The organism is Micromonospora halotolerans (assembly GCF_032108445.1).
GTDB lineage: Bacteria > Actinomycetota > Actinomycetes > Mycobacteriales > Micromonosporaceae > Micromonospora > Micromonospora halotolerans.
Genome location: NZ_CP134876.1, coordinates 5,298,319 through 5,320,514 on the forward strand (window position 1 = coordinate 5,298,319; position 22,196 = coordinate 5,320,514).

Annotated in this window: 25 protein-coding genes and 3 tRNA genes; 15 read left to right on the plus strand and 13 right to left on the minus strand. The window is 74.2% G+C overall.

The window, feature by feature from the left end; all coding sequences use genetic code 11:
• The first annotated feature begins 63 nt into the window (after positions 1–63).
• Positions 64–1,353 (plus strand): D-alanyl-D-alanine carboxypeptidase family protein, encoded by a 1,290-nt coding sequence (locus RMN56_RS24955; protein ID WP_313719989.1) that lies wholly within the window; start codon positions 64–66, stop codon positions 1,351–1,353.
• Between the two features lie 6 nt (positions 1,354–1,359).
• On the opposite strand, the gene RMN56_RS24960 is transcribed toward RMN56_RS24955, so the two are convergent.
• Positions 1,360–2,385 carry a LacI family DNA-binding transcriptional regulator gene (locus tag RMN56_RS24960; RefSeq protein WP_313719990.1) on the minus strand — a complete coding sequence of 342 codons (1,026 nt, stop codon included), beginning with the start codon at positions 2,383–2,385 and terminating at the stop codon, positions 1,360–1,362.
• A 181-nt stretch (positions 2,386–2,566) separates the two neighbouring features.
• Between RMN56_RS24960 and RMN56_RS24965 the strand changes: the two genes are divergently transcribed.
• On the plus strand, positions 2,567–3,424 hold the full coding sequence (locus tag RMN56_RS24965; RefSeq protein WP_313719991.1) for a M15 family metallopeptidase: 858 nt from the start codon (positions 2,567–2,569) through the stop codon (positions 3,422–3,424).
• A 37-nt stretch (positions 3,425–3,461) separates the two neighbouring features.
• On the opposite strand, the gene RMN56_RS24970 is transcribed toward RMN56_RS24965, so the two are convergent.
• Entirely contained in the window at positions 3,462–4,502 is a 1,041-nt protein-coding gene (locus RMN56_RS24970) for a M36 family metallopeptidase (RefSeq protein WP_313719992.1), read from the minus strand.
• 100 nt (positions 4,503–4,602) lie between these two features.
• Between RMN56_RS24970 and RMN56_RS24975 the strand changes: the two genes are divergently transcribed.
• Entirely contained in the window at positions 4,603–5,109 is a 507-nt protein-coding gene (locus RMN56_RS24975) for a DinB family protein (RefSeq protein WP_313719993.1), read from the plus strand.
• Positions 5,110–5,181: 72 nt separating this feature from the next.
• Here RMN56_RS24975 and RMN56_RS24980 read toward each other — a convergent pair whose 3' ends face one another.
• Positions 5,182–5,958 (minus strand): alpha/beta hydrolase, encoded by a 777-nt coding sequence (locus RMN56_RS24980; protein ID WP_313719994.1) that lies wholly within the window; start codon positions 5,956–5,958, stop codon positions 5,182–5,184.
• Positions 5,959–6,122: 164 nt separating this feature from the next.
• On the opposite strand from RMN56_RS24980, the gene RMN56_RS24985 reads away from it, so the two are divergent.
• Both RMN56_RS24985 and RMN56_RS24990 read left to right on the plus strand, forming a co-directional pair.
• Positions 6,123–6,515, plus strand: a complete 393-nt coding sequence (locus RMN56_RS24985) for a hypothetical protein (protein WP_313719996.1) — start codon at positions 6,123–6,125, stop codon at positions 6,513–6,515.
• A gap of 145 nt (positions 6,516–6,660) precedes the next feature.
• Positions 6,661–8,667 (plus strand): GTP-binding protein, encoded by a 2,007-nt coding sequence (locus tag RMN56_RS24990; protein ID WP_313719997.1) that lies wholly within the window; start codon positions 6,661–6,663, stop codon positions 8,665–8,667.
• Here RMN56_RS24990 and RMN56_RS24995 read toward each other — a convergent pair.
• Entirely contained in the window at positions 8,645–9,031 is a 387-nt protein-coding gene (locus RMN56_RS24995; protein WP_313719998.1) for a DUF6058 family natural product biosynthesis protein, read from the minus strand. The two genes, RMN56_RS24990 and RMN56_RS24995, sit on opposite strands and share 23 nt — an antisense overlap.
• Positions 9,032–9,402: 371 nt before the next feature.
• Between RMN56_RS24995 and RMN56_RS25000 the strand changes: the two genes are divergently transcribed.
• The 4 genes from RMN56_RS25000 (at position 9,403) to RMN56_RS25015 (ending at position 10,921) form a co-directional block, all read left to right on the plus strand.
• Positions 9,403–9,474 (plus strand) — tRNA-Glu (locus tag RMN56_RS25000).
• 28 nt (positions 9,475–9,502) lie between these two features.
• Positions 9,503–9,576: transfer RNA gene (locus RMN56_RS25005), tRNA-Gly, on the plus strand.
• Between the two features lie 31 nt (positions 9,577–9,607).
• Positions 9,608–10,807, plus strand: coding sequence for an RtcB family protein (locus RMN56_RS25010; protein WP_313719999.1), 1,200 nt, complete (start codon positions 9,608–9,610; stop codon positions 10,805–10,807).
• A gap of 41 nt (positions 10,808–10,848) precedes the next feature.
• Positions 10,849–10,921, plus strand: a tRNA-Arg gene (locus RMN56_RS25015).
• Between the two features lie 4 nt (positions 10,922–10,925).
• Here the strand turns inward: RMN56_RS25015 and RMN56_RS25020 are convergent.
• The 8 genes from RMN56_RS25020 to RMN56_RS25055 form a co-directional block, all read right to left on the minus strand.
• Positions 10,926–11,090, minus strand: coding sequence for a hypothetical protein (locus tag RMN56_RS25020; protein ID WP_313720000.1), 165 nt, complete (start codon positions 11,088–11,090; stop codon positions 10,926–10,928).
• 9 nt (positions 11,091–11,099) lie between these two features.
• Positions 11,100–11,306, minus strand: coding sequence for a helix-turn-helix domain-containing protein (locus tag RMN56_RS25025; protein ID WP_313720002.1), 207 nt, complete (start codon positions 11,304–11,306; stop codon positions 11,100–11,102).
• Complete coding sequence (locus RMN56_RS25030; protein WP_262286444.1) at positions 11,306–11,785, minus strand: DUF2975 domain-containing protein; 480 nt, start codon at positions 11,783–11,785, stop codon at positions 11,306–11,308. The genes RMN56_RS25025 and RMN56_RS25030 overlap by 1 nt, the downstream gene beginning before the upstream one ends.
• A 95-nt stretch (positions 11,786–11,880) precedes the next feature.
• A complete protein-coding gene (locus RMN56_RS25035; protein ID WP_313720003.1) occupies positions 11,881–12,777 on the minus strand; it encodes a Gmad2 immunoglobulin-like domain-containing protein in 897 nt (298 codons plus the stop codon).
• Complete coding sequence (locus tag RMN56_RS25040; RefSeq protein ID WP_313720004.1) at positions 12,765–14,156, minus strand: ATP-binding protein; 1,392 nt, start codon at positions 14,154–14,156, stop codon at positions 12,765–12,767. The genes RMN56_RS25035 and RMN56_RS25040 overlap by 13 nt, the downstream gene beginning before the upstream one ends.
• A 7-nt stretch (positions 14,157–14,163) precedes the next feature.
• Positions 14,164–14,844: a response regulator gene (locus RMN56_RS25045; RefSeq protein WP_313720005.1), complete on the minus strand. Its 681-nt coding sequence runs from the start codon at positions 14,842–14,844 to the stop codon at positions 14,164–14,166.
• Positions 14,845–14,933: 89 nt separating this feature from the next.
• Positions 14,934–15,488, minus strand: coding sequence for an AMIN-like domain-containing (lipo)protein (locus tag RMN56_RS25050; protein ID WP_313720006.1), 555 nt, complete (start codon positions 15,486–15,488; stop codon positions 14,934–14,936).
• 115 nt (positions 15,489–15,603) lie between these two features.
• Complete coding sequence (locus RMN56_RS25055) at positions 15,604–16,197, minus strand: HD domain-containing protein (protein WP_313720007.1); 594 nt, start codon at positions 16,195–16,197, stop codon at positions 15,604–15,606.
• A 135-nt stretch (positions 16,198–16,332) separates the two neighbouring features.
• Here RMN56_RS25055 and RMN56_RS25060 point away from each other — a divergent pair, with 135 nt between their 5' ends.
• The 6 genes from RMN56_RS25060 (at position 16,333) to RMN56_RS25085 (ending at position 21,634) form a co-directional block, all read left to right on the plus strand.
• Entirely contained in the window at positions 16,333–17,286 is a 954-nt protein-coding gene (locus RMN56_RS25060; RefSeq protein WP_313720009.1) for a TolB family protein, read from the plus strand.
• A 146-nt stretch (positions 17,287–17,432) separates the two neighbouring features.
• Positions 17,433–18,224, plus strand: coding sequence for a class I SAM-dependent methyltransferase (locus tag RMN56_RS25065; RefSeq protein WP_313720010.1), 792 nt, complete (start codon positions 17,433–17,435; stop codon positions 18,222–18,224).
• A 55-nt stretch (positions 18,225–18,279) separates the two neighbouring features.
• Complete coding sequence (locus RMN56_RS25070; RefSeq protein ID WP_313720012.1) at positions 18,280–19,281, plus strand: hypothetical protein; 1,002 nt, start codon at positions 18,280–18,282, stop codon at positions 19,279–19,281.
• Positions 19,278–19,931, plus strand: coding sequence for a hypothetical protein (locus RMN56_RS25075; protein WP_313720013.1), 654 nt, complete (start codon positions 19,278–19,280; stop codon positions 19,929–19,931). Before RMN56_RS25070 ends, RMN56_RS25075 begins: the two co-directional genes overlap by 4 nt.
• 15 nt (positions 19,932–19,946) lie before the next feature.
• Positions 19,947–20,849, plus strand: a complete 903-nt coding sequence (locus tag RMN56_RS25080; protein WP_313720015.1) for an inositol monophosphatase family protein — start codon at positions 19,947–19,949, stop codon at positions 20,847–20,849.
• Between the two features lie 146 nt (positions 20,850–20,995).
• Positions 20,996–21,634: a M23 family metallopeptidase gene (locus RMN56_RS25085; RefSeq protein WP_313720016.1), complete on the plus strand. Its 639-nt coding sequence runs from the start codon at positions 20,996–20,998 to the stop codon at positions 21,632–21,634.
• Positions 21,635–21,849: 215 nt separating this feature from the next.
• Here RMN56_RS25085 and RMN56_RS25090 read toward each other — a convergent pair whose 3' ends face one another.
• On the minus strand, positions 21,850–22,026 hold the full coding sequence (locus RMN56_RS25090) for a hypothetical protein (RefSeq protein WP_313720017.1): 177 nt from the start codon (positions 22,024–22,026) through the stop codon (positions 21,850–21,852).
• Between the last annotated feature and the right edge of the window lie 170 nt (positions 22,027–22,196).

Below are 22,196 nucleotides of genomic sequence, written 5' to 3' on the forward strand. Positions count from 1 at the left end.
GTCGGGGTGCGGCGAATCCCCGAGTCGGTGACCCCTTCGGGTCGGCGTGGCTAGCCTCCGGCCATGAGGACCTGGGGACCGTCCGCGGTGCTGGCCGCCGCCCTGCTCGTACCGGCGTCGATGCTGTCCACGCCCGCGACGGCGGGCACCCGGGCGCCCGCCCGGCGGCTGCCGGCGGGGGCGCCGCCCTGCCCGAACGTGCCCGCCCCGGCGACCCGGCCGCCGCAGCCGCCGCCCGCGGCCGGCCCCGTCGCGCGGGCGGTCGGCGGCGCCGCCCTGGCCACGGCCGGCCTGGCCCTGCCGCCGGCCGCGCCCGCGCCGCCGGCGGTGACCGCGACCTCCTGGGTGGTTGCCGACCTGGACAGCGGCGCGGTGCTCGGCGGCTGCGGACCGCACGAGTACGGCGTACCGGCCAGCGTGCAGAAGCTGCTGCTGGCGGCCACCATGCTGCCGAGGCTCGACGCGGACCGCGAGGTGACCGTGACCGCCGAGGACCTGGCCATCGAGCCGGGTAGTTCGGCGGTGGGCCTGGCCGAGGGCGGGCGGTACCGGATCGAGACGATCTGGCTGGGGCTGCTGCTGAAGTCCGGCAACGAGGCGGCCAACGCCCTGGCCCGGCTGGGCGGCGGCCCGGACGGGACGGCCGGGGGCATCCGTGCCATGAACGAGGAGGCCCGGCGGCTGGGCGCGTTGCAGACGCACGCCGTCACGCCGTCCGGGCTGGACGGACCCGGGCAGTTCACCAGCGCGTACGACCTGGCGTTGATCGCCCGCGCCTGCTTCGCCGACCCGGCGTTCCGCCGGTACACCGCCACCCGCACCGCCCGGATTCCCGCCCAGCCGGCGCTGCGCGAGAAGGCGTTCGAGATTCAGAACGACAACATGCTGCTCGACCACTACCCGGGCGCGCTGGGCGGCAAGACGGGCTTCACCGACCTGGCCCGGCACACGTACGTGGGCGCGGCCGAACGGGGCGGGCGGCGCCTCGTGGTGACCGTGCTCGGCGCGGAGACCCCCACGCAGCGCGGCTGGCAGCAGGGGGCCGCCCTGCTCGACTGGGGCTTCGGCCTCCCGCGGGACGCGGCGGTCGGCCGGCTGGTCGAGCCGGGCGAGCTGGACCGCGCCGCGGCGACGCCCACCGGGGCGGCGTCGGCCCTCGCCGGGGGCGCGGGGCTGGCCGGCACCGGTTCCGCGGCCACCGCCGCCTGGCCGGGCGCCGGCCCCTCGATCGCGGTCGGCGTGGTGCTGGTGCTCGGGGGAGCGGTGCTGCTGGCCCGGCGGCGGCACGCCGCGCTCGCCGCGATGCCGCCCGCCACGCCCCTCGGCGGCGCGAGAATCCCCGACGACGACTGAACGGGCCTACCGGCCGGCCGGGCGGGCGGTGCTGTCCCGCACCACCAGTTCGGTGGCCAGCTCCACCCGCGGCGACTCGAGTTCCTCGCCCTGCGCCAGGCGCAGCACCGTGCGGGCGGCGAGCCGGCCCATCTCCACCAGCGGCTGGCGCACCGTGGTCAGCGGCGGGGAGGCCCACCGGGTCTCCGGCAGGTCGTCGAAGCCGACGATGCTCACGTCGTCGGCCACCCGCAGCCCGCGCCGGCGGACCGCCTCGTAGACCCCGAAGGCCATCTGGTCGCTGGCCGCGAAGATCGCGGTCGGCGGGTCGTCGAGGTCGAGCAGGGTGCTGCCGGCGGTGAAGCCGGAGGCGTGGTAGAAGTCGCCGGGCTCCACGAGCCGGTCGTCCGGCGGCACGCCGGCCGCCTCCAGCGCGGCCCGGTAGCCGTCCAGCCGGGCGCGGCTGCACAGCAGGTGGGTGGGGCCGGCCACGAAGCCGATCCGGCGGTGGCCCAGCCCCAGCAGGTGTTCGGTGGCGGCCAGGCCGCCGGCCCAGTTGGTCGCCCCGATCGCCGGCACGTCCCGGTCGGGCACGCCGGCGGCCGGGTCGACGACCACCACCGGCACGTTGAGCCGGCGCAGCTGGGCGTGCACCGGCGGGGTCAGGTGGGAGGTCACCACGATGACCCCGTCCGAGGCGCGGGCCCGCAGGTTCTGCAACCACTTCCGGGTCGAGGTCGACTCGCTGTGGATCGCCGACACGACGGTGCCCACCCCGACGGCGTGCCCGACGTCCTCCACGCCCCGGATGATCTCCACGGCCCACGGGCTGTCGAGGTCGTTGAAGACCAGGTCGACCAGGTCGGCCCGGCGCACCGTGCGGCTGCCGCGGCGCTGGTAGCCGTGGTGGCGCAGCAGTTCCTCGACCCGTTCCCGGGTGTCCGGTGCGACGTCCGAGCGCCCGTTGAGCACCCGGGACACGGTGGGCACGGAGACACCCGCCTCCCGCGCGATCGCGGTGATGGTCACCCTGGGCTCGTCGTCCGCGTTCACCCGTGTCTCCTTCACCCCGGCCGGAGGTTCCGGCCGCCGACGCCCGGGACGGCGGCCGCGTCCCACCGGCCATCTTGCCGTACGGGTTCGAGCCATGGACATCACGACCAGCGGCGACGGGAACCCCCGGTCCGGCACGATGCCGGCCCGGGGGCCCGGCGGTGGTGGTAGACACGGCAGGGTGGGGACCGGGAAACGGGTGGCGGCGGCCCTGGCCGTGCTGGCCACGGCGCTCGCGGCCGGCTGCCAGCAGCCCACGCCGCGCCCGGCCCCGCCCGCGCCGTCGGCGCCGTCCACCCCGTCCGCCGCACCCGCGTCGTCGGCCCGCCCGAGCGGCCCCCGCGCCCCGGCCGACATCGTCGACCTGGCCGCCGTCGACCCGGGCATCCGCGCCGACATCCGGTACGCCACCGCGCACAACTTCGTCGGCCGGCCGATCACCGGCTACGCCGAGCCGCTCTGCCTGCTCACCCGCCCGGCCGCGGAGGCGCTGCGCCGGGTGCAGGCCGCCGCCCTGGCACAGGGCCGCCGCCTCAAGGTGTACGACTGCTACCGCCCACAGCGGGCGGTGGACGAGTTCGTCGCCTGGGCGAAGCTCCCCGGCGAGCAGCAGATGAAGGGGGAGTTCTATCCGGACGAGCCGAAGAGCCGGCTCTTCGCCGACGGCTACATCGGCGCGCCGACCGCACACAGCCGGGGAAGCACCCTCGACCTGACGCTGGTCCCGGCGTCCACCCCCGACCAACCGGCGTACGTGCCGGGCCAGCCGCTGACCGCCTGCACCGCGCCGGCCGAGCGGCGCTTCCCGGACAACTCCGTCGACATGGGCACCGGGTTCGACTGCTTCGACCCCCGCGCGCACACCGCGGACGCGCGCGTCACCGGCGCGGCCCGGGACAACCGGGAGCTGCTGAAGCGGCTCATGACCGCGCAGGGCTTCGAGAACTACCCGCGCGAGTGGTGGCACTACCGGTACGTCGACGAGCCGTACCCGGACACCTACTTCGACTTCCCGGTGGCCCGGTCCTCGCTGCGGTGAGCGCCGCCCCGGCGGGGAACGGCGCCCACCGCCGCGGTCAGAGGATGCCGCGGGCGACGAAGGCCGCCCGGGTCGCGGTCGCGGCCTGGGTGCCGTAGAGGCGCTGCGCGGCGGCAACGGTGGCCAGCGCCGCGTCCCGGAAGGTGACGTCCGTGGTGAAGGCGAACTGCGCCTCCACGATCAGCGTGCTGGCCCTGCGGTCGCCGAGCGCGGTGCGGATGTCCCACAGCGCGCGGGACCAGATCTCGCCGTCGGCGTGCACCTCGCCCACCAGGTCGGCGGGGTAGACCTTGGTGCCGTCGAGGCGGCGCAGGCAGTGCGGGGCGGCGCGGGTGTAGGAGACCGAGTCCCAGTCGGCCACGCAGGCCTCCGGGGTCTTCGTCGGCACGCCGGTGGCCCAGCTGGTCACCGCGACCGCCAGGTAGTCGCCGAACGCCTCGCCGATCGCGCCGGACTCCGGCGTGGTGCCGAAGCCGGGCACCTGGCCGTCCTGCACCGAGTGGCCGTACTCGTGGACGATGACCTCGGCGTCCTCGCCGTCGTCCACGCCGCCCTTGCCGAGGGTGATGTTGGCCTTGTCCTCGCGGAAGAACGAGTTGTCGCCACCGTACTGGTCGATGCGCAGCTCGATCTGCCGCTGGTTGACCGGCCGCAGCGTGCTGCCGAAGCCGAGCGACTGGAGGTACGCCTGGGCGGTGTTCACCCAGTGGTAGCCCATCACCTGCTCGAACTGGTCGGCGTCCCGGTGCCAGGCCGGGTAGGTGCCGTCGACCACGCGGGCCGGGGTGCCGGTCTTGCTCTTGACCACCACGTACTTCCCGGTGAGGGTGCCGGAGCCGTCCAGGTTGGTCAGCGGCACCGACCGGTACGCCCCGGCCAGCGCCGGGTAGTCGGCGTCCTTCTGGTCGGTCAGCGACTGGTCGCCGAGCTGCTGGACGGGGTTCGGCGCGAAGACCGTCGCGGTGGCGGTGTGGTCGTAGGGGTAGCCGGCGGCCTGGACGGGGGTGCCGCCGGCCACCAGCGCCGCGGTGACCGCCGAGGCGACCAGCGCGGAACGTCGGATGTGGGGGTGCATCATGATCCCTTCGGAGGCGGATCGATCCGCTGAGACTAGGCTCCCCCGGGAGCACTGCCAAGCAACCACGAGCGGGCCGTCCGGCCTGCCGGGAGGGACCCTCGTGGAGACCGAACGGATCGGCCCGCCGCTGCTGGCCGGGGAGCGGGAGACGCTGCGCGCGTTCCTCGACTTCCACCGCGCCACCCTGGCCCTGAAGTGCGAGGGGCTGACCGACGAGGAGCTGCGGCGGCAGTCGTCGCCGCCGTCCACGCTGTCCCTGCTCGGTCTCGTGCGGCACATGGCCGAGGTCGAGCGCACCTGGTTCCGCCGGGTGATCAACGCCGAGGACGTCCAGCTCATCTGGTCGGCGAGCGGGGACTTCCAGGAGGCGTACGACGCGAGCGCGTCGAGCCGGTCGGAGGCGTTCGAGGCGTGGCAGCGGGAGGTCGAGCACGCCCGCCGCATCGAGCGCGAGGCTGAGTCGCTCGACGTCACCGGCCACCAGGCCCGCTGGGGCGAGGACGTCTCGCTGCGCCTGGTGATGCTGCACATGATGCACGAGTACGCCCGGCACAACGGCCACGCCGACTTCCTCCGCGAGGCCGTCGACGGGACCGTCGGCGTGTGACGCGCCCGCGGCCGGGACCTCGGTCCCGACCACCGGGTCCTCCGGCGCTGGCCGGAGGCGCGGCGCGCCGGCTCAGTCGTTGCGGGGCAGCGGCAGCCAGGCCAGCACGTCCTGGATCCGCGCGTCCCAGTACGCCCAGTCGTGGTCACCGGGGCCGAAGTCCACGGTGACCGGCAGCCCTCGGCGGCGTGCCGTGTCGACGAAGCGGGTGTTGTCCTCGTAGAGGAAGTCCTCGGTGCCGCACGCCACGTAGAGGGCGGGCAGGTCGTCGCCGGCCCGTTCCAGCAGCGCCACGGTGTCGTCCTCCGGGCCCGCCACGTCCCGGTCGCCCCAGACGGTGTGCCAGACGGCGGGGTCCAGGGGGCTCGTCGGGTGGTGGCGGCGTCGGGCGACGTCCAGCGCGCCGGAGAGGCTGGCCGCGGCGGCGAACCGGTCCGGTTGGCGCAGCGCCCACTTCAGCGCCCCGTAGCCGCCCATGGACAGGCCGGCCACGAACGTGTCCGCCCGCCGGTCGGAGAGGCGGAAGTACGACCGGCACACCTCCGGCAGCTCCTCGCTGAGGAAGGTCCAGTACCGGTTGCCGTGCACCTCGTCGCAGTAGAAGCTGCGCTGCACCTGTGGCATCACCACGGCCAGCCCGAGCGGCGCGACGTACCGCTCGATCGCGGTGCGCCGGGTCCAGATGGTGTCGTCGTCGGTCAGGCCGTGCAGCAGGTAGAGCACCGGAGGGTCCCCGGGGCCGGCTGCGCCGGCCATGCCGATCCCGGCCGAGCGGTCGGGCAGCAGCACCGTCATCGACGTGCCCATGCCGAGCGCCGAGGAGAAGAAGTCACACCGGATCCGGGCCATGGAGCGGGAGCGTACCCGGCCCCGGGCGGCGGCACGAAGGTGGTCGAATCGACCGTTCCTATTGCCGTGGGGCGTCCAGGGGGGACAGGATGACCAGGCGCGCCGGAAACACACCCGTAACCTGCGTGCTGCTGGTCTCTGTCACGAGGAAGTGGGAGTCAGTCATGAGCGACGTGTCCACGGCACTGGGTGTGCGTCTCTACCCGGATCTGGTCGAGCCGGGCGGCCTGGCTCCCGCACTCGTGCAGACCGCGGCCCGGCACCAGCTCGACATCGGCCGGGTCACCGCCCCCGAGCAGGGGCGCAGCCGGTTCACCTGCGCGGAGGCGACCTCCGACCGGGGTGTGGTCTGCGTCAGCCTCGGCGCCCAGGCCCGCTACTTCATGATCGACCTTCGGATCGACGGCGAGGTCCAGGCCCGCGGCGACGCCACCGACCTGCTCCAGGTCGCCCAGGTGGCCGCCGCCTGGCGGGCCGGATGCACGCTCGCCGATCTGACCGCGCGCTACCCCTTCATGGAGGAGATGAAGCGCCACCCCGTGGCGCACGCCCAGTAGCGCAGCGACGATAAACCGGTTGCCGGCGCCCGCGCCGGCTGCTGCAATCGACCACGACAGCCAGGGAAGGAGGAGCTCGAGATGCGAGCCGCGTGCATGTCCCCGCAGAAGCGAATCACCGCCGACCACAAGGACATGACGCTGCGTGAAAACCCTCAATCTCGGCATCCTCGCCCATGTCGACGCCGGTAAGACGAGCCTGACCGAACGGCTGCTGCACAGCGCCGGGGTCATCGACGAGCCCGGCAGTGTCGACGCCGGCAGCACCCGCACCGACACGCTGGCGCTGGAGCGGCAGCGGGGCATCACCATCCGCTCCGCCGTGGTCTCCTTCGCCGTCTCCGGTACCACCGTCAACCTCATCGACACCCCGGGCCACCCCGACTTCATCGCCGAGGTGGAACGCGTGCTCGGCGTGCTCGACGGCGCGGTGCTCGTGGTCTCCGCCGTCGAGGGCGTCCAGGCCCAGACCCGGGTGCTGGCCCGCACCCTGCGCCGCCTCGGCATCCCCACCCTCTTCTTCGTGAACAAGGTGGACCGGGCCGGCGCCGACCCGGACCGGGTGCTGCGCCAGCTCGCCGACCGGCTCACCCCCGACGTCGTCGCCCTCGGCCGGGTCGACGCCCCCGGCACGCCGGGCGCCCGCTGGGTGCCGCACCCGCCGGGCGACCCCGGCCACCAGGCCCGCCTGGTCGACCTGCTCTCCGCACACGACGACGCCCTGCTGGCCGCGTACGTGGCCGACGAGCGGACGATCACCTCGGACCGGCTGCGCACGGCGCTCGCCGCGCAGACCGCCCGCGCCCGGGTGCACCCCGTGCTCGCCGGCTCCGCCATCACCGGCGCCGGGGTGGCCGACCTGATCGACGCGGTCACCGCGCTGCTCCCCACCACCGAGGGTGACGACCACGCCCCGCTCTCCGGCGCCGTCTTCAAGGTCGAGCGCGGCCCGGCCGGCGAGAAGGTCGCGTACGCGCGGATCTTCGCCGGGACCGTGCGGGTCCGCGACCGGATCCGCCACGGCGACGGCCAGGAGGCCCGGGTCACCGCCCTCGGCGTGTTCGACGGCGGCGACGCGACGCCCGACGACGCTGCCGGTCCCGGCCGGATCGTCCGGCTGCACGGCCTCGCCGGCGTCCGCGTCGGCGACGTGCTCGGCGTCCCGCCCGACCGCCCCGCCGCGCGGCGCCACTTCGCCCCGCCAACGCTGGAGACCGTCGTCGAGCCGGTACGCCCGGCCGACCGTCCGGCCCTGCACGCCGCCCTGACCCAGCTCGCCGAGCAGGACCCGCTGATCAACCTGCGGCAGGACGACCGGCGCCAGGAGATCGCCGTGTCCCTCTACGGCGAGGTGCAGAAGGAGGTCATCGAGGCCACCCTCGCCGACGACTACGGCGTCCCGGTCACCTTCCGGGAGACCACCACGGTCTGCGTGGAGCGGGTGGTCGGCGTGGGCTCCGCCGTCGAGTGGATCGGCCGGGAACCCAACCCGTTCCTCGGCACCGTCGGCCTGCGCGTCGAGCCCGGGCCGGTCGGTGGCGGCGTCGAGTTCCGGCTCGGCATCGAACTCGGCTCGATGCCGCTGGCCTTCCTCAAGGCCATCGAGGAGACCGTCCGCGAGACCCTGCGCCAGGGCCTGCACGGCTGGGATGTCGTCGACTGCGTGGTCACCCTGACGCACGGCGGCTACTGGGCCCGGCAGAGCCACGCCCACGGCGTGTTCGACAAGAGCATGTCCAGCACGGCCGGGGACTTCCGAAACCTCACCCCGCTGGTGCTCATGGCCGCGCTCACCCGCGCCGGCACCCGGGTCCACGAGCCGATGCACCGGTTCCGGCTCGACCTCCCCGCCGACCTGGTGGGGGCGGTGCTGCCCGTGCTCGCCGGGCTGGGCGCCGCGACCCGCGCCAGCACCCTGCGCGGCGCGTCCTACCTCATCGAGGGGGAGGTGCCGGCCGGGCGGGTGCACGCGCTGGAGCAGCGGCTGCCCGGGCTCACCCGCGGGGAGGGCACCCTGGAGGCCGAGTTCGACCACCACCGACCGGTACGCGGGCCGGCCCCGAGCCGGCCGCGCTGGGACCACGACCCGCTGCACCGCAAGGAGTACCTGCTCGCGGTGGCCCGCCGGGTCACCGGCCGGCCGGCGCGCTGACCCGCCGCGGATACCGGGCGCGCACCCCGTCCACGCAGGTGTCCCGGAGGGTCGGGCCGCCGAACCGGAGCCGGTCGTAGCCGGTGAACGCCGGCTCCAGCGCGTCCAGCTCGTCGACCAGCGCGTGCAGCCGGTCGAGCCACGCCGCCGACCCGGCGTCCGGCTCGGCCGGCGCCGCCCGGATCGCCCCGACCAGCTCCTCCTTGCGCCGGATCGACTCCGTGGACACCGAGCGCAGGCAGACGTACTGGCCGCTGAGGTAGGCGTCCCACTCCTCCACGCCGCGCGCCGGGTCCGCCCAGTGCCCGACGAACCACCCGGGCAGGGCGTCCACCCCGCCGGCCCGCTCCGCCAGCGCGAACATGGCCACAGGCTAGGGCCGGTACCGTTCGGCGCCGGCTGAAACGTCCTCGCGAATATCCGTTGCCACGGTCCCGGCCCCGTCCGTACCGTGAACGGGCCAACATCACCCGGTTCCACCACCCAGGGAGCACACCGTGTCGCAGCAGAACCGCACCCGAGCCGAGCGGCCCGCGCCGCGCGGCGGTGCCCTGCTGCCCGAGTCGGGCCTGGGTCGCTGCCGACGGCAGCAGTGGCAACCGGGGTGGTGGCGCGACTAGCGCCGGCGCGACACACACGCGCAGCCGCCCACCCCGAGCCAGGGGACCGGGCGGCTTTTCGTCACCCACCCCGGGTTCGCGTACCTCCCCGCGGACGGCACCCGCCGTCCCGCACGGGCCGTTGGAGCAATGGCAGCTCACCCGGTTCTCAGCCGGAAGGTTACGGGTTCGAGTCCCGTACGGCCTACGCCTGGTCCCGATCCCGGGACCACCCCGCGGTTGTAGCGCAGTCAGGCAGCGCGTCACCTCGCCATGGTGAAGATCGCCGGTTCGAATCCGGCCAGCCGCTCGGACAGCACCCCCGAACCGAGGAGACGACGATGGGTTTCACCCCGCTGGCCGGTACCCGGGCGCCGGTCCGGGTCTGGACCGACCCGTACACGATCGAGGCGCAGGCGGCCCGGCAGCTGCGCAACATCGGCGCGCTGCCCTGGGTGCAGGGCGTCGCCGTGATGCCGGACGTGCACTTCGGCAAGGGCGCCACCGTCGGGTCGGTCATCGCCATGCGGCAGGCCGTCTCGCCCGCCGCGGTCGGCGTCGACATCGGCTGCGGGATGTCCGCGGTGCGCACCTCGCTCACCGCGGCCGACCTGCCCGACGACCTGGGCCCTCTGCGCAGCGCCATCGAGGCGGCCATCCCGGTCGGCTTCGCCATGCGCGCCGACGCGGTCGACCCGCGCCGCGTCCGCGGCCTGGAGCAGGGCGGCTGGGACGACTTCTGGCGCCGCTTCGCCACCCTCGACCGGAAGGTGGCGCAGCTGGAGACCCGGGCCCAGCGCCAGCTGGGCACCCTCGGTGGCGGGAACCACTTCATCGAGGTCTGCCTCGAGCAGGGCGGCCCGGACGACGGCCGGGTCTGGCTGATGCTGCACTCCGGCTCCCGCAACATCGGCAAGGAACTCGCCGAGCGGCACATGGCGGTGGCCCGCGGGCTGCCGCACAACGTCGACCTGCCCGACCGGGACCTCGCGGTGTTCCTCGCCGGCACCCCGGAAATGGACGCCTACCGCCGGGACCTCTTCTGGGCCCAGGAGTACGCGCGCCGCAACCGGGCCGTCATGCTCGCCCTGCTCTGCGCGGTGGTCCGGGATGAGTTCCCGCAGGTCAGCTACGACGAGCCGGTCTCCTGCCACCACAACTACGTGGCGGAGGAGAGCTACGACGGGGTCGAGGTGCTGGTGACCCGCAAGGGCGCGATCCGGGCCGGCCGGGGCGACCTGGGCATCATCCCGGGGTCGATGGGCACCGGGTCGTACATCGTGCGCGGCAAGGGCAACGTCGACGCGTACTGCTCGGCCTCGCACGGGGCCGGGCGGCGGATGTCGCGGGGGCAGGCGAAGCGGACGTACAGCACCGCCGACCTGGCCGCGCAGACGGCGGGCGTCGAGTGCCGCAAGGACGCCGGGGTGGTCGACGAGATCCCCGGCGCGTACAAGGACATCACCCAGGTGATGGCCCAGCAGGAGGACCTGGTCGAGGTGGTCGCCCACCTCAAGCAGGTCGTCTGCGTGAAGGGTTGAACCGACCGGCGCCCCCCGAGGGGGAGGGGCGCCGGTCGTCCGCCCCGGTGGCGCAGCGGAGAGCGCGCCGGTCTACGAAACCGGAGAGCCCAGGTTCGAATCCTGGTCGGGGCACCCCTTACCGGCTGCGTCGGACGATCCGCACACCGATCGCGATCGCGCCGATGACGAGCAGGCCGGCCAGGAGCTGGAGGCCGGGCGAGTCGTCGGCCTCCCCGTAGACGATGCCGGCGACACCGAGCGCGACGGCGAGGACGGCGACGAGGCCGAGTGCGTACTTCATCGGTTTCTCCTACTCCTCGACCCACTCGAGCAGGTCACCGGGCTGGCAGTTCAGCACCCGGCACATGGCCTCCAGGGTGCTGAAGCGGACCGCCTTGGCCCGGCCGTTCTTCAGCACCGCGACATTCGCCGGGGTGAGCCCGACCCGCTCGGCGAACTCGCCGACGCTCATCTTGCGCTTGGCCAGCTCGACGTCGATGCGGACGACGATGGGCATCAGATCACCGCTTCCATGTCGGTCCGGAGCGTGGTGGCCTGCCGCAGCAGCTCCCGCATCACCACCATCAGCAGCCCCAGCACGGTCACCCCGGTCACCAGCAGGAACAACAGGATCGGCAGACCCGGGTCGTCGGCGTGGAAGCCGACGTAGAGGAAGACGGCCACGAGCACCAGCCACGCGGCGGCGATGGCCCACACGATCGCGTCCACCCACGCCAGCGACGCCTCGCTGAAGATGCGGTCGTTCTTGACCAGGGTGAGCAGCTTCCAGGTGCACACGATCACCACCTGCACGCAGAGCACCCAGAACACCGTCACCGCGGTCGCCGGCCAGCGGAGGTAGGCCATGTCCGGGTTCTCCCGGGCCATGTGCGCGAACTGCCCGGGCAGCGACATGACCTGGAAGAGGACCAGGATCCCGAACAGCAGCACGAGGAAGGCCTTGAGCGGAGCGACTGCTCGTTGAGCTGTGAACATGCATCGATTATCACTCGCTACCTATCGAATGTCAATAGGTTTCGCGTGATTGCCCATGCCCCCGCGGCGCAGCGGAGAGCGCGTCGGGCGAACCATCACCGTCCGGCGGCCAGGTCGACCGGGATACGCACCACGTTGATCCGGGAGCCGTCGCGCGCCGACACCTCGTACACCTCGACCGTGCCCGGTCCGGCCGCCGCCCGCCCGTATCGGACGTTCAGCCGGTAGGCGCCGCGGCAGCCCGAGCCGCAGGACGCCGTCGTGAACGCGGTGCCGATCTCCCGGCCCGCCCCGTCCAGCACCCGGACGCTCACCGTCGCCTCGTACACGTCGGCGGTCCCGGTGACGGTGACCGGGCTGGTGACCCGCTCGCCGACCGCCGGGGCGGTCACCACGATCGGCGGCAGCAGGTCGGCGTAGTCGTCCCGTCCGGTCGCGGCGTCGGCCGGCGCGAAGGCGACCCGCCGCACGGTGGGGAACTGGGTGAGCGTCCAGACCACCTGGGCCCGGCGCAGCCGCGCGGTGGCCGCCCCGCCGGTGTCGAAACCGGCCGGCGGGACCAGCGTCGCCACCTCGCCGGCGATCCGGGTCACCCGGGTGCCGGCCGGGACCAGGGTGCTCAGGCCGGTGGCGGTCTCAACGGGGGACGGGCCGGCGGCCAGTGCGGTCAGCGCCAGCTGGGACGTGGCCACGGTGGCCGGCAGCGTCCGCCGGGTGGGCACGAGTTTCCCGGCCCGGGCGAACCAGAGCTGCACGGTCAGCGTCCCCTCCGGCCCGGTCGGGGCGGCGCCGGGCGGCGTACCCGTCGTGGCGGGCGTGGTCGGGGTGCGCGGCGCGTGTGGGGTCGCCGACGGGGTGCCGGTCGGTCCGGTGGCGGTGGTGGTGGCGGGCGACGGGCCGGCCGGGGCGGGCCCGAGGGTGCCGGTGCGCGGCGGGGCGCAACCGGCGGTGAGCAGCAGCAGCGCGGCGAGCGGTGGGATCAGGCGTCGCATGAGGTGTCCCCGGTGTCGAGCGGGAGGGTGAGGCGGAAGCGGGTGCCGTGGCCGACCTCGCTGGTGACGTCGAGCCGGCCGCCGAGCAGCCGGGCGTTCTCCCGGGCGATGGCCAGGCCGAGCCCGCTGCCGGGGCCGGTGCGGGCGGGGTCCGCCTTGTAGAACCGGTCGAAGATGTGCGCCAGGTGCTCGGCGGGGATGCCGGGCCCGCGGTCGGCGACCTCGACGACGAGGCCGGCGGCGCTGTGCCGGATCTCGGCGCGCAGGTCGCCGCCGCCGTGGTCGACCCCGTTGGCCACCAGGTTGGTCAGGATCCGTTCGAGCCGGCGCGGGTCGGTCACCACCGGCGGCGCGTCGCCGTCCACGCTGGTCCGGGCGGCGCCCGGGTGGGCGGCCACGATCCCGCGCAGCAGCGCGCCGACGTCGACCGGGCGGGTGGCGAGCACCTCGCGCCCGGCGTCCAGGCGGGAGATCTCCATCAGCTCCTCGACGAGCCGGCGCAGCCGGACCACGTCGGCGACGAGCAGTTCGGCGGCGCGGCGGGCGTCGGCCGGGAGGGCGTCGAGCTGGTCGGCGAGCAGCGAGGCCGCCGCCACCAGAGCGGTGACCGGGGTACGCAGCTCGTGCGCCACGTCGCCGGTGAACCGCCGCTCCCGGGCCTGGGCCTCGGACAGCGCTTCGATCTTGGTTTCCAGCGCCTCGGCCATCTCGTTGAAGGAGCTGGCCCATGCGCTGAACTCGTCCCGGCCGCGCACCGGTAGCCGGGTGTGCAGCAGCCCTTCGGCGACGGCCCGCGCGGCCCGGCTGGCCCGGCCGACGGGTTCCAGGGTGCGGCGGGCGAGAACGTTGCCCACCCCGGCGGCGAGCAGCACCACCACCGCCCAGCCGACCACCGAGGCGGTGCGGAGCTGGTCGAGGGCGTCGACGAGGTCGTCCTCGACGGTCACCACGTACAGCTCGGCGGCGGAGCCGGGGATCCGGCCGCCGACCACCAGCAGGTGCGGCCGGCCGGGGGTGCGCTGGAAGCCGAGCTGGCCGGCGGCGACGGTCGCGCGGAGGTCCGGGTCGGGCGTGGGCGCGTACCGGGGATTGGACGCCTGGGTGTCGCCGGCGACCAGCAGCACGTGGCGGCCGGACTCCTCGAAGCTGGCCAGCAGGTCGGTGCGGCGGGCGTCGGTCAGCGGCAGGAACTGCGCGGCGACCACGAGCTGGTAGCGGGCGTCGGCGGCCGCGCGTTGCAGCGAGCCGTCGAAGCGGGCCTGCCGCAGCATGAGGTAGGAGCCGGTGGCCAGCCCGCCGGCGGACATGCCGGCGACGAGGATGAACGCGACGACGAGCCGGCGTCGCAGCCGTCTGGGTACGACTCTGCCGGCCACCATGGCGCGCTCACCCCGTCGAGAGCTTGTAGCCGGCCCCGCGGACCGTCCGGATGAGGGTCGGCGCGCCGGGGTCGTCCTCCACCTTGGCGCGCAGGCGCTGCACGGCGACGTCGACCAGCCGGGAGTCGCCGAGATAGCTGTGCCCCCACACCCGGTCGAGCAGCAGTTCGCGGGTGAACACCTGGCCGGGGCGCCGGGCCAGCTCCAGGAGCAGCCGGAACTCGGTGGCGGTGAGGGCCAGCTCGCGGCCGTCGCGGCGGGCCACGAAACGGGCCGGGTCGATCTCCAGCGGCCCGGCGGTCACGGTGGTCTCGGGGGCCGGGGCGACGGTCCGGCGGAGCACGGCACGGACCCGGGCGACCAGCTCCGGCAGGTCGAACGGCTTGCGGAGGTAGTCGTCGGCCCCGCACTCCAGGCCGACCACCACGTCGATGGTGTCGGTGCGGGCGGTGAGCATGAGGATCGGCACCTGACTGGTGCGCCGGATCTCCCGGCACACCTCGAATCCGTCCAGGCGGGGCAGCATCACGTCGAGCACGATGAGGTCGACCGGGCCGGCCCGCCACGCGGCGAGGGCGGCGGGCCCGTCGGCGGCGGTGGCCACCCGGAACCCGGCCCGGCGCAGGCCGAGGGCCGACACCTCCCGGATGGAGGCGTCGTCCTCGACGACCAGCACGCGGCCCTCCATGGCTACCCAGGGTAGTCCGGCGCGACGCTTCGGGGCGTGGGCGCAACGGACGGTGATGAGGGGCCGGTCGGCCCCTCACCTGGGAAGGGTCACGCCTGCCACTGGTGGGCCACGTCGACCACGATGCGGCTGTGCGTGCCGGGGCCGCTGAGCACGAAGACCCGGAACGGCAGCTGGGCGCGAACCCCCACCGCGAAGGTGGTGTAGCCCTCGAAGCTGCCACCGAAGACGACGTCCCGCAGCGTGCGGTAGCCCAGCACGGTCGCGGCGTGCTCACCGGCGCGGTAGGGCAGCGTGGCGACCCGTTCGTCGTCGTACGCGGGCGCCCGCAGCGACACCGACAGCAGCGCGCCCCCGGCGGTGTACGGGCTCAGGGGAAGGCCCTGCCCCTCGGTGTACGTCTCGCCGTAGGCGACGGAGTAGCCGTTCGCCGGTCCGGCGAACTCGAAGACCACCCGGTCCCAGCAGTCGTGCCGCCCGGTGCGGACCTCGATCAGCGGGTCGCTGCTGAGGGCGCCGGCCGTCTTGGCCGTGCTGCCCCAGGTGATCCCGCAGTACGGCGCCGCCGCGGTCGCGCCGCCGGCGCCGGCGACCAGACCGCCGAGCACGACGACCAGCGCCAGCAGTGTTCTCCTCAGTTTCATGGTGGCCTCCCTGACGGTGTGCCGGGACGCCGTCCGGTGTCCCTGCCCAGACAGTCGGCCCGCCGTGCCACAGCGCCTTCGCAGCCGGGTAACCGCCGGGTAACAGTCGGGCGGGTCAGCCGTGCACCGGATGCTCGGCCTGGAAGGCGAGCCGGCGGTCCGCGTCGGCGGCCAGCCCGGCGAGCACGTCGTCGAGGTCCAGGAAGGACTGCCAGCGCGGCTGCCCGGTGATGTCGGCCAGCCGGTCGACCACCAGTTCCTCCAGGTCGGTGACGCGCTTGCCCTTCCATACCTTGTCGGCGAGGCTGACCAGCAGGTCCTCCAGCTGCACGCCGGGCGCGTGCCAGGCCGCGTGGGTGACGGCGAAGCGGGCCCGCTCCTCGGGCACGCCGAAGCGCAGCAGCAGCTGGTAGCCCGCCTCCTCGTGCGCCGAGCCGGGACCGGACAGCTCCTCAGGGTGCTCGATCTTGCCGAGATCGTGGATGGCCGCCCCGAACAGCACCGCCTGCCGGTCGAACGGCACCAGCGGGAACTGTTCCGCGAACGCCGCGGTGAGCTGGCGGGCGACGTCGTGCACGAGCCGCAGGTGCGCGGCCAGGCGGGGCGGCGCGTCGAGGGCGTCGAGCAGCTCGACGGCCACCCCGGGCAGGGGTGGCAGCGGCGGGTCGCCGGGATCGGTGAGGGCGCGGCGCAGCGCGTCGGAGGTCACCGGGGCGAGGGTACCGGCCTCCGGGGCGGTCACCGTACGGGATGACCGTGTGGCCGACGGTGGACCGGCCACTCGTCCGATGCGTGGTGATCGTCCGTTCAGGAGGGTGAGGCGACGTCCACCACGGGGGGTTCCATGAACGAGATGAATCGACGCGCCCTGCTGCGTACCGCCGCGCTGGCCGGCGTGGCCGTGGCGACCGGGCTCACCGCCGGGGCGCCCGCCGCCGCGGCGGCGACCACCGAGGTGGTCAACGGGCCGTGGCTGGTCAGCGTCGGCTGGGGCGTGCTCCAGGTCAACCCGGGGCACACCACGCCCCAGCAGCTGCTCACCGACGGCGACCAGGCCACCACGTCGCCCGACGGGCGGTACGTGGCCTGGATCAACAACGCCCGGTCGGGCGATGGCAGCCTCATGCCCTACGTGTCGCTGTTCGACCGGGTCACCGGCGAGGTCCGCACATTGCTCGCCGACCCCTTCGGCACCCGCTACGGCGCACCGACCTGGTCCCCGGACGGCACCCGAATCGCTCTCGTCATCGGCGACGACACCCTGGTCGCGGTGGACGTGGCCACCGGCGGCAAGCAGGTGCTCGTCCAGGGGCACCACATGTCGTACCCGAACTGGTCCCGGGACGGCTCGATGATCGTCATGCGCTGGCTCAGCCGCTCCGAGGGGCCGCAGTTGCGCACGCTGGAGCTGGCCACCGGAAAGGTACGGCCGATCTACACCCCGGAGGCGGCCGGGGAGCTGTTCCACGGGCCGGTCTTCATGCCCAACTCGGAGCGGGTGGTGTTCTGCACCAACCGCTGGACCCGGGACACCGAGGTGCTCGGCGGGGCGGCGCTCGGCTCGGTGCGCATCGACGGCACCGGGCTCAGGCGGCTCACCGACGAGACCCGCTACTACCTGTCCCCGGTGTTCTCGCCCGACGGGCGCTACTGCGCCGCGTTGTCCGTGCCGCCGACCAACGAGGCCCCCGACGGCGGCAACATCATCGTCTCGACCAGCGGCTTCGGCGAGCCCTGGTGGATCCCCGGCGACGAGTACGACGACAGCAGCCGGCTCGACTGGGCCCGCGCCATCTGACCCGACACGACCTGCGACGCGGCGACCGGACCACCGGTCGCCGCGTCGGCGTATCCGGGGTGGATTTCCGCGCCCCGGGCCGGGAGCGGTGCGAGGCTGGAGGGCGGGCGCCGCCGACGGGGGCGACGACCGCAGTGGAGGGTGCGATGGCCGAGCCGCCGACCGGGACCTCGTCGCGCAGCGCGCAGGCGCACGGCCGCCGCGCCAACCGGCGCAGCTACCACGACGGCGCGCAGGTCAACGGGTACGTCGACGACCCGTACCACCGGATCCGCCGCGCGGTCGCCGCCCGGCTGATGGTCGACGGGGTGCCCGGCGGCCGGCCGGTGCTGGAGCTGGGCTGCGGCCCGCGCGGCATGCTCGACCCGGCGGCGCTGCCCGGCCCGCTCGTGGTGGCCGACATGGCCGAGACCGCGCTGGGCGCGGCCCGCCGGGCCGCCGGCGGCGCGGCCCTGCCGGTCTGCCTGGACGCCACCCGCGGCCTGCCGTTCCGCGCCGGCAGCTTCGCCGGCCTGCTCACCGGCGAGCTGATCGAGCACGTCTACGACCCCCTGGCGCTGCTGCGGGAGTGCCACCGGGTGCTCGCCCCGGGCGGCCTGCTCGTGCTGACCACGCCCAACCTGGCGCCGGCGCAGGACCGGCTGGCGTTCCTCGCCGGCCGGGCGCCCCGCCAGGTCGACCCGCTGCACCCGTACCTCTGGCTGCACATCCGGCCGTTCACCGCCTCGCTGCTGCGGCGGGTGCTGTGCCGGGCCGGGTTCACGCCGCTGGCCATCCGGTCCAACGAGGTCGGTTGGCGGCTCCCCGGTGGACGGTGGGTCGCCTCCCGGCTGCTGGCCCGGGTCGCGCCGGGGCTCGGCGGGTCGCTGATCTGCGCCGCCCGGCGGACGGCGGAGGCGCCGTCACCCAGGGGTACGGAGCGCCCGAACAGCGCGTGATGCCGAGATTGACAACGGGCTATCATGAGGGTTCCGTCGTCGACCGGGGGATGTCATGGCGCGCCTGTTCACCTGGGTCGTCAACAATCTCGACGCGTTCATCGGCTTGGTCCTGGCCGTGACCGTGGCCGTTCTCGGCCTGACCAACACGGTCAGCCAGGACGTGGTCAACAGCGCCATCCTGCTGGTCCTCGCCGTGCTCGCCCAGGCCGTGCTGCGCGACCGGCTGCGCCGGGAGACCGCCCAGCAGGAGGTGCGGGAGGTCATGCGGGCCACCCGCGACCGGCTCACCGAGCTGGTCCCGCAGATGCACGAGATCACCGGCCCGGACGGGGCGCTCAACCGGGCCCGCGAGGCGATCGACAGCGTCTCCATGGTGCGGGTGCTGCACGGCAGCGAGGTCGGCCGGGCCCTCGCCGAGGCCCGCCAGCACACCGACTCGTGGGCGTTCAAGGGCGGCACCGGCACCTTCACCCGAGCGGTCACCCTGCCGCAGTGCCTGGAGCACGCCCGCCGGCGCAACGCCACCCTGAGCTTCGCCATCGAGATCATCGACCCGACCGACGAAGACGTCTGCGAGCGCTACGCGCGGTTCCGGCGCAGCCTCGACCCCGACGCGCCGGGGGAGCGCTGGACCGTCGACCGCACCCGCAAGGAGTCCTACGCGACCGTGCTCGCGGGCTGCTGGCACCTGCAACGGTCCGGGCTGCTCACCGTCGAGGTCCGGCTCTCCGCGCAGATGACCACCTTCCGCTACGACCTCTCGTCGTCGTGCGTCATCATCACCCAGGAGAACCCGCAGACACCCGCCCTGCGGATCGACCGCCGGGAGCTCTACTACAACCGGTTCAACATCGAGCTGGACTACAGCCGCAAGCAGAGCCGGCGGGTGCCCATCGAGGCGGCCGCGACGGTGAAACTGGACGACGAGCCCTCCGTCGAGCAGGTCCGCAAGCTGTTCGCCGCGCTCGGGCTGCCGCTACCCCGGTCCTTCGGCGACCGCGAGGTCGCCGACATCGTGAGCCGGGCCATCCAGGCGAGGAACCCGTACGCATGATGACCTACGCCGACCTCGAACGGGAGATCGACCGGGGCGCCCGCCCGGAACTGCTGCGCGGCTGGGTGCTCGACGTCCTCGACGACGTCGCCGAGGGACGGCGGCCGCTGCTGGCCGTCCGGCACCCGCTCGGCTTCACCTGCCTGCCGGTGGAACGCACCGGCTCCGACGGGATCTGCGTGCACGCCTGGCCGGCCGACCCGCCGCCGGTGCAGCCGACCACCTCGACCATGCACTCGCACAGCTGGGACCTGCTCAGCCACGTGCTGCACGGCACGGTCCGCAACGAGCTGATCGAGGTGACCGACGACCCCACCGACCCGTCGTGGCGCATCTACGAGGTGCACAGCCGGGGCGACGTGGACGAGATGGCGGCCACCGACCGGCTGGTCACCGCGGTGACCGCCACGGTGGAGACGCACTCCGCCGGCGACTCGTACGCGCTGCGCGCCGGCGGCTTCCACACCTCGGAGGTCGGCGCCGGCGAGCCGGCGGTGACCGTGGCGCTCGGCCGGACCACGCCCGGTGTGTGCGACCTGAGCCTCGGCGCGGTGGACGGGCGCAGCCACCGGATCCGCCGGGACCGCTGCGACGCGGCCGAGACGGCGCGCATGGCGCGGGACATCGCGCGACTGGTGGCACGGGGCTGACCGGCTGGAGGAGCCATGGACGTGGACCCGAACAGAGACGGGCCCGAGCTGCGCGACGCGCACCGGTTCGCGGTGGAGGTGGCCCAGGCGGCCGGGCGCCTGCTGCGCCGGGGCACCCGGGGCGAGCTGCACGCCCGCGCCAAGAACGACTCCGGTGACCTGGTCACCGACCTCGACCTGGCCGCCGAACGGCTGATCGTCGACCGGATCCGCGCCCGCTGGCCGGAGCACGGGGTGATCGCCGAGGAGGGCGGCGAGTACGCCGCCGACAACACCTGGGCCTGGCTGGTCGACCCGCTCGACGGCACCAACAACGTGGCGATCGGGCTGGCCGCGTACGTGGTGGGGATCGCCCTCTGCGACCGCGGCTCGCCGGTGCTCGGCGTGGTGCACGACCCGGTAGCCGGCCGCACCTGGTCCGCCGTGCGGGGGCAGGGCGCCTTCGTGCACGAGTCCGGCCCGGCCGCCCGCCCGCTGCACGCGCCCCGCCGGCCGGTGCCGACCGCGCCGGTGCTGGCCTGGACCCAGGGGCACGGGGTGGCCCGCGACGACAGCACCGCCCGCGCCCTGAAGGTGGTGCTCGACACCACCGCGCGGCGGGTGCTGCAACTGTGGGCGCCGCTGCTGTCCTGGGTGATGCTGGCCCGCGGCGACATCGACGGCATCGTCGGCTACCGCCCCGAGGCGGTCGACCTGCCGGCCGGGATGCTGCTCGCCGCCGAGGCCGGCATGGCGGTCCGGGCCCTCGACGGGGGCTCCTTCGACGACCGCTACGGCTGCCCGGCCGACCGGCGCAGCTTCTTGGCCGGCCCGCCGGAGACCATCGACCGGCTGGTCAAGCTGGTCACCGCCGCACAGTGGATCGAGCCGCAGGTCCGCCAGCTCACCCCCATCAGCCTCACCACCGTCGGCTGGTGAGCCTCGGCGGGCGCAGCGCGAGAGCCGCCACCCGCCACCGGATCGTCAGAGGCTGCGCTGCCCAGCCGTGCTCGGCGTAAACGGCCAGACCCCGGTGCCCTCGCTGCGTCCCGCGATTCTCGTCGGTGTCTGCCATGCTCGGGGCGATGACGACCGGGCAGCCATCCAGACGCCGTGACCGGCGGCGCGCGGTGCGCGTCGGGCTCGCGGTCGGCGCGGTCGCGGCCGTACTCGCCCTCGCCGTGCTCGTCGTGCCGCTGCTGTTGCCGCCGGGCCCGCGCCCGCCGTTCCAGCTCCCCGTGTCGTGCGGCGAGACCTGGCGGCTGGGCACCTATCCCGGCCACGACGACTTCGACGTCGACCTGTTTCCCACAGCGGGCGAGGCGTGGGGGCGGCCGGTGCTCGCGTCGCATGACGGCACGGTCACCGTGGCGGGGATCAACGGGTCGCTGGGTGGGCGTACCCCGGAGAACCCGAAGGGTCCGCGCGGTCGGGGCGGAGGCTACTGGGTGAAGATCGACCACGGCGGCAAATGGGAGACGCAGTACCTGCACCTGCTCGAACCGCCGCTGGTCCGGGCCGGACAGCGGGTCGCCCGTGGTGAGCAGCTCGGGCGGGTGGGCAGCACCGGCGACTCCGGCGCGCCACACCTGCACTACGAGCAGCACCGGGGCTGGGAGAAGGTCGAAACCTGGTTCGACGGCTCACCTTCGGGCATCACCCAGGACGACACCGAGTACAGCGTCACGCTGACGAGCAACAACTGCCCCGCCCGCCAGCGATGAAAATCGCTGTCCGGTTGCCGGAGCGCGGTGCTAGACAGCCGGGGTGGACAAGCCCCTGGAGTTTCCCGATCTCCTGCGGCTGATCGACGAGCGGTCGACCGCCTTCTGAGCCGCGGTCGCCGCCGCGCCCGACCTCGACGTGCCGGTGCCGACCGGCCCTGAGTGGACGCCTGGTTCTCGCCCTGTACGGCCGCATTCCGGTGGACTCCCTGAAGCTAGACGGCGGCCCGCGTCTCTTCGACCTGCTCATCGGACTGGATGTGGTAGCCGTAGGGCGGGCCGTCCGCGGAGCGCCAGTCGTCCGGATCGGGCCGGGTCAGGCCTTCGGCGGTCATCTCCTCCACCACGATCGGCTCGACGCGTTCAGCCGGGCACGGACTCAGGACGCTCACGGCTGTTCCACCACAGGCGAGGAGTAGACAGCACCCCACCTCGCCGCGCCACCCCTTGTGATAGCTTCTGCGTCGCTGTGCGCTACTGCGAACTGAGGAGGTGAGACCGATCAACGCTGTGACAGGTCGGGGCTCCCTCCCTTGCATGGCCTAGGGAGTGCCCGCAGAAG

Excerpts from the sequence above, each read along its gene's own strand:
- RMN56_RS24955 (WP_313719989.1), top strand. The coding sequence starts at position 64 with ATGAGGACCTGGGGACCGTCCGCGGTGCTGGCCGCCGCCCTGCTCGTA.
- RMN56_RS24970 (WP_313719992.1), bottom strand. The coding sequence starts at position 4,502 with ATGATGCACCCCCACATCCGACGTTCCGCGCTGGTCGCCTCGGCGGTC.
- RMN56_RS24980 (WP_313719994.1), bottom strand. The coding sequence starts at position 5,958 with ATGGCCCGGATCCGGTGTGACTTCTTCTCCTCGGCGCTCGGCATGGGC.
- RMN56_RS24985 (WP_313719996.1), top strand. The coding sequence starts at position 6,123 with ATGAGCGACGTGTCCACGGCACTGGGTGTGCGTCTCTACCCGGATCTG.
- RMN56_RS24995 (WP_313719998.1), bottom strand. The coding sequence starts at position 9,031 with ATGTTCGCGCTGGCGGAGCGGGCCGGCGGGGTGGACGCCCTGCCCGGG.
- RMN56_RS25010 (WP_313719999.1), top strand. The coding sequence starts at position 9,608 with ATGGGTTTCACCCCGCTGGCCGGTACCCGGGCGCCGGTCCGGGTCTGG.
- RMN56_RS25020 (WP_313720000.1), bottom strand. The coding sequence starts at position 11,090 with ATGAAGTACGCACTCGGCCTCGTCGCCGTCCTCGCCGTCGCGCTCGGT.
- RMN56_RS25025 (WP_313720002.1), bottom strand. The coding sequence starts at position 11,306 with ATGCCCATCGTCGTCCGCATCGACGTCGAGCTGGCCAAGCGCAAGATG.
- RMN56_RS25030 (WP_262286444.1), bottom strand. The coding sequence starts at position 11,785 with ATGTTCACAGCTCAACGAGCAGTCGCTCCGCTCAAGGCCTTCCTCGTG.
- RMN56_RS25035 (WP_313720003.1), bottom strand. The coding sequence starts at position 12,777 with ATGCGACGCCTGATCCCACCGCTCGCCGCGCTGCTGCTGCTCACCGCC.
- RMN56_RS25040 (WP_313720004.1), bottom strand. The coding sequence starts at position 14,156 with ATGGTGGCCGGCAGAGTCGTACCCAGACGGCTGCGACGCCGGCTCGTC.
- RMN56_RS25045 (WP_313720005.1), bottom strand. The coding sequence starts at position 14,844 with ATGGAGGGCCGCGTGCTGGTCGTCGAGGACGACGCCTCCATCCGGGAG.
- RMN56_RS25050 (WP_313720006.1), bottom strand. The coding sequence starts at position 15,488 with ATGAAACTGAGGAGAACACTGCTGGCGCTGGTCGTCGTGCTCGGCGGT.
- RMN56_RS25060 (WP_313720009.1), top strand. The coding sequence starts at position 16,333 with ATGAACGAGATGAATCGACGCGCCCTGCTGCGTACCGCCGCGCTGGCC.
- RMN56_RS25065 (WP_313720010.1), top strand. The coding sequence starts at position 17,433 with ATGGCCGAGCCGCCGACCGGGACCTCGTCGCGCAGCGCGCAGGCGCAC.
- RMN56_RS25070 (WP_313720012.1), top strand. The coding sequence starts at position 18,280 with ATGGCGCGCCTGTTCACCTGGGTCGTCAACAATCTCGACGCGTTCATC.
- RMN56_RS25075 (WP_313720013.1), top strand. The coding sequence starts at position 19,278 with ATGATGACCTACGCCGACCTCGAACGGGAGATCGACCGGGGCGCCCGC.
- RMN56_RS25080 (WP_313720015.1), top strand. The coding sequence starts at position 19,947 with ATGGACGTGGACCCGAACAGAGACGGGCCCGAGCTGCGCGACGCGCAC.
- RMN56_RS25085 (WP_313720016.1), top strand. The coding sequence starts at position 20,996 with ATGACGACCGGGCAGCCATCCAGACGCCGTGACCGGCGGCGCGCGGTG.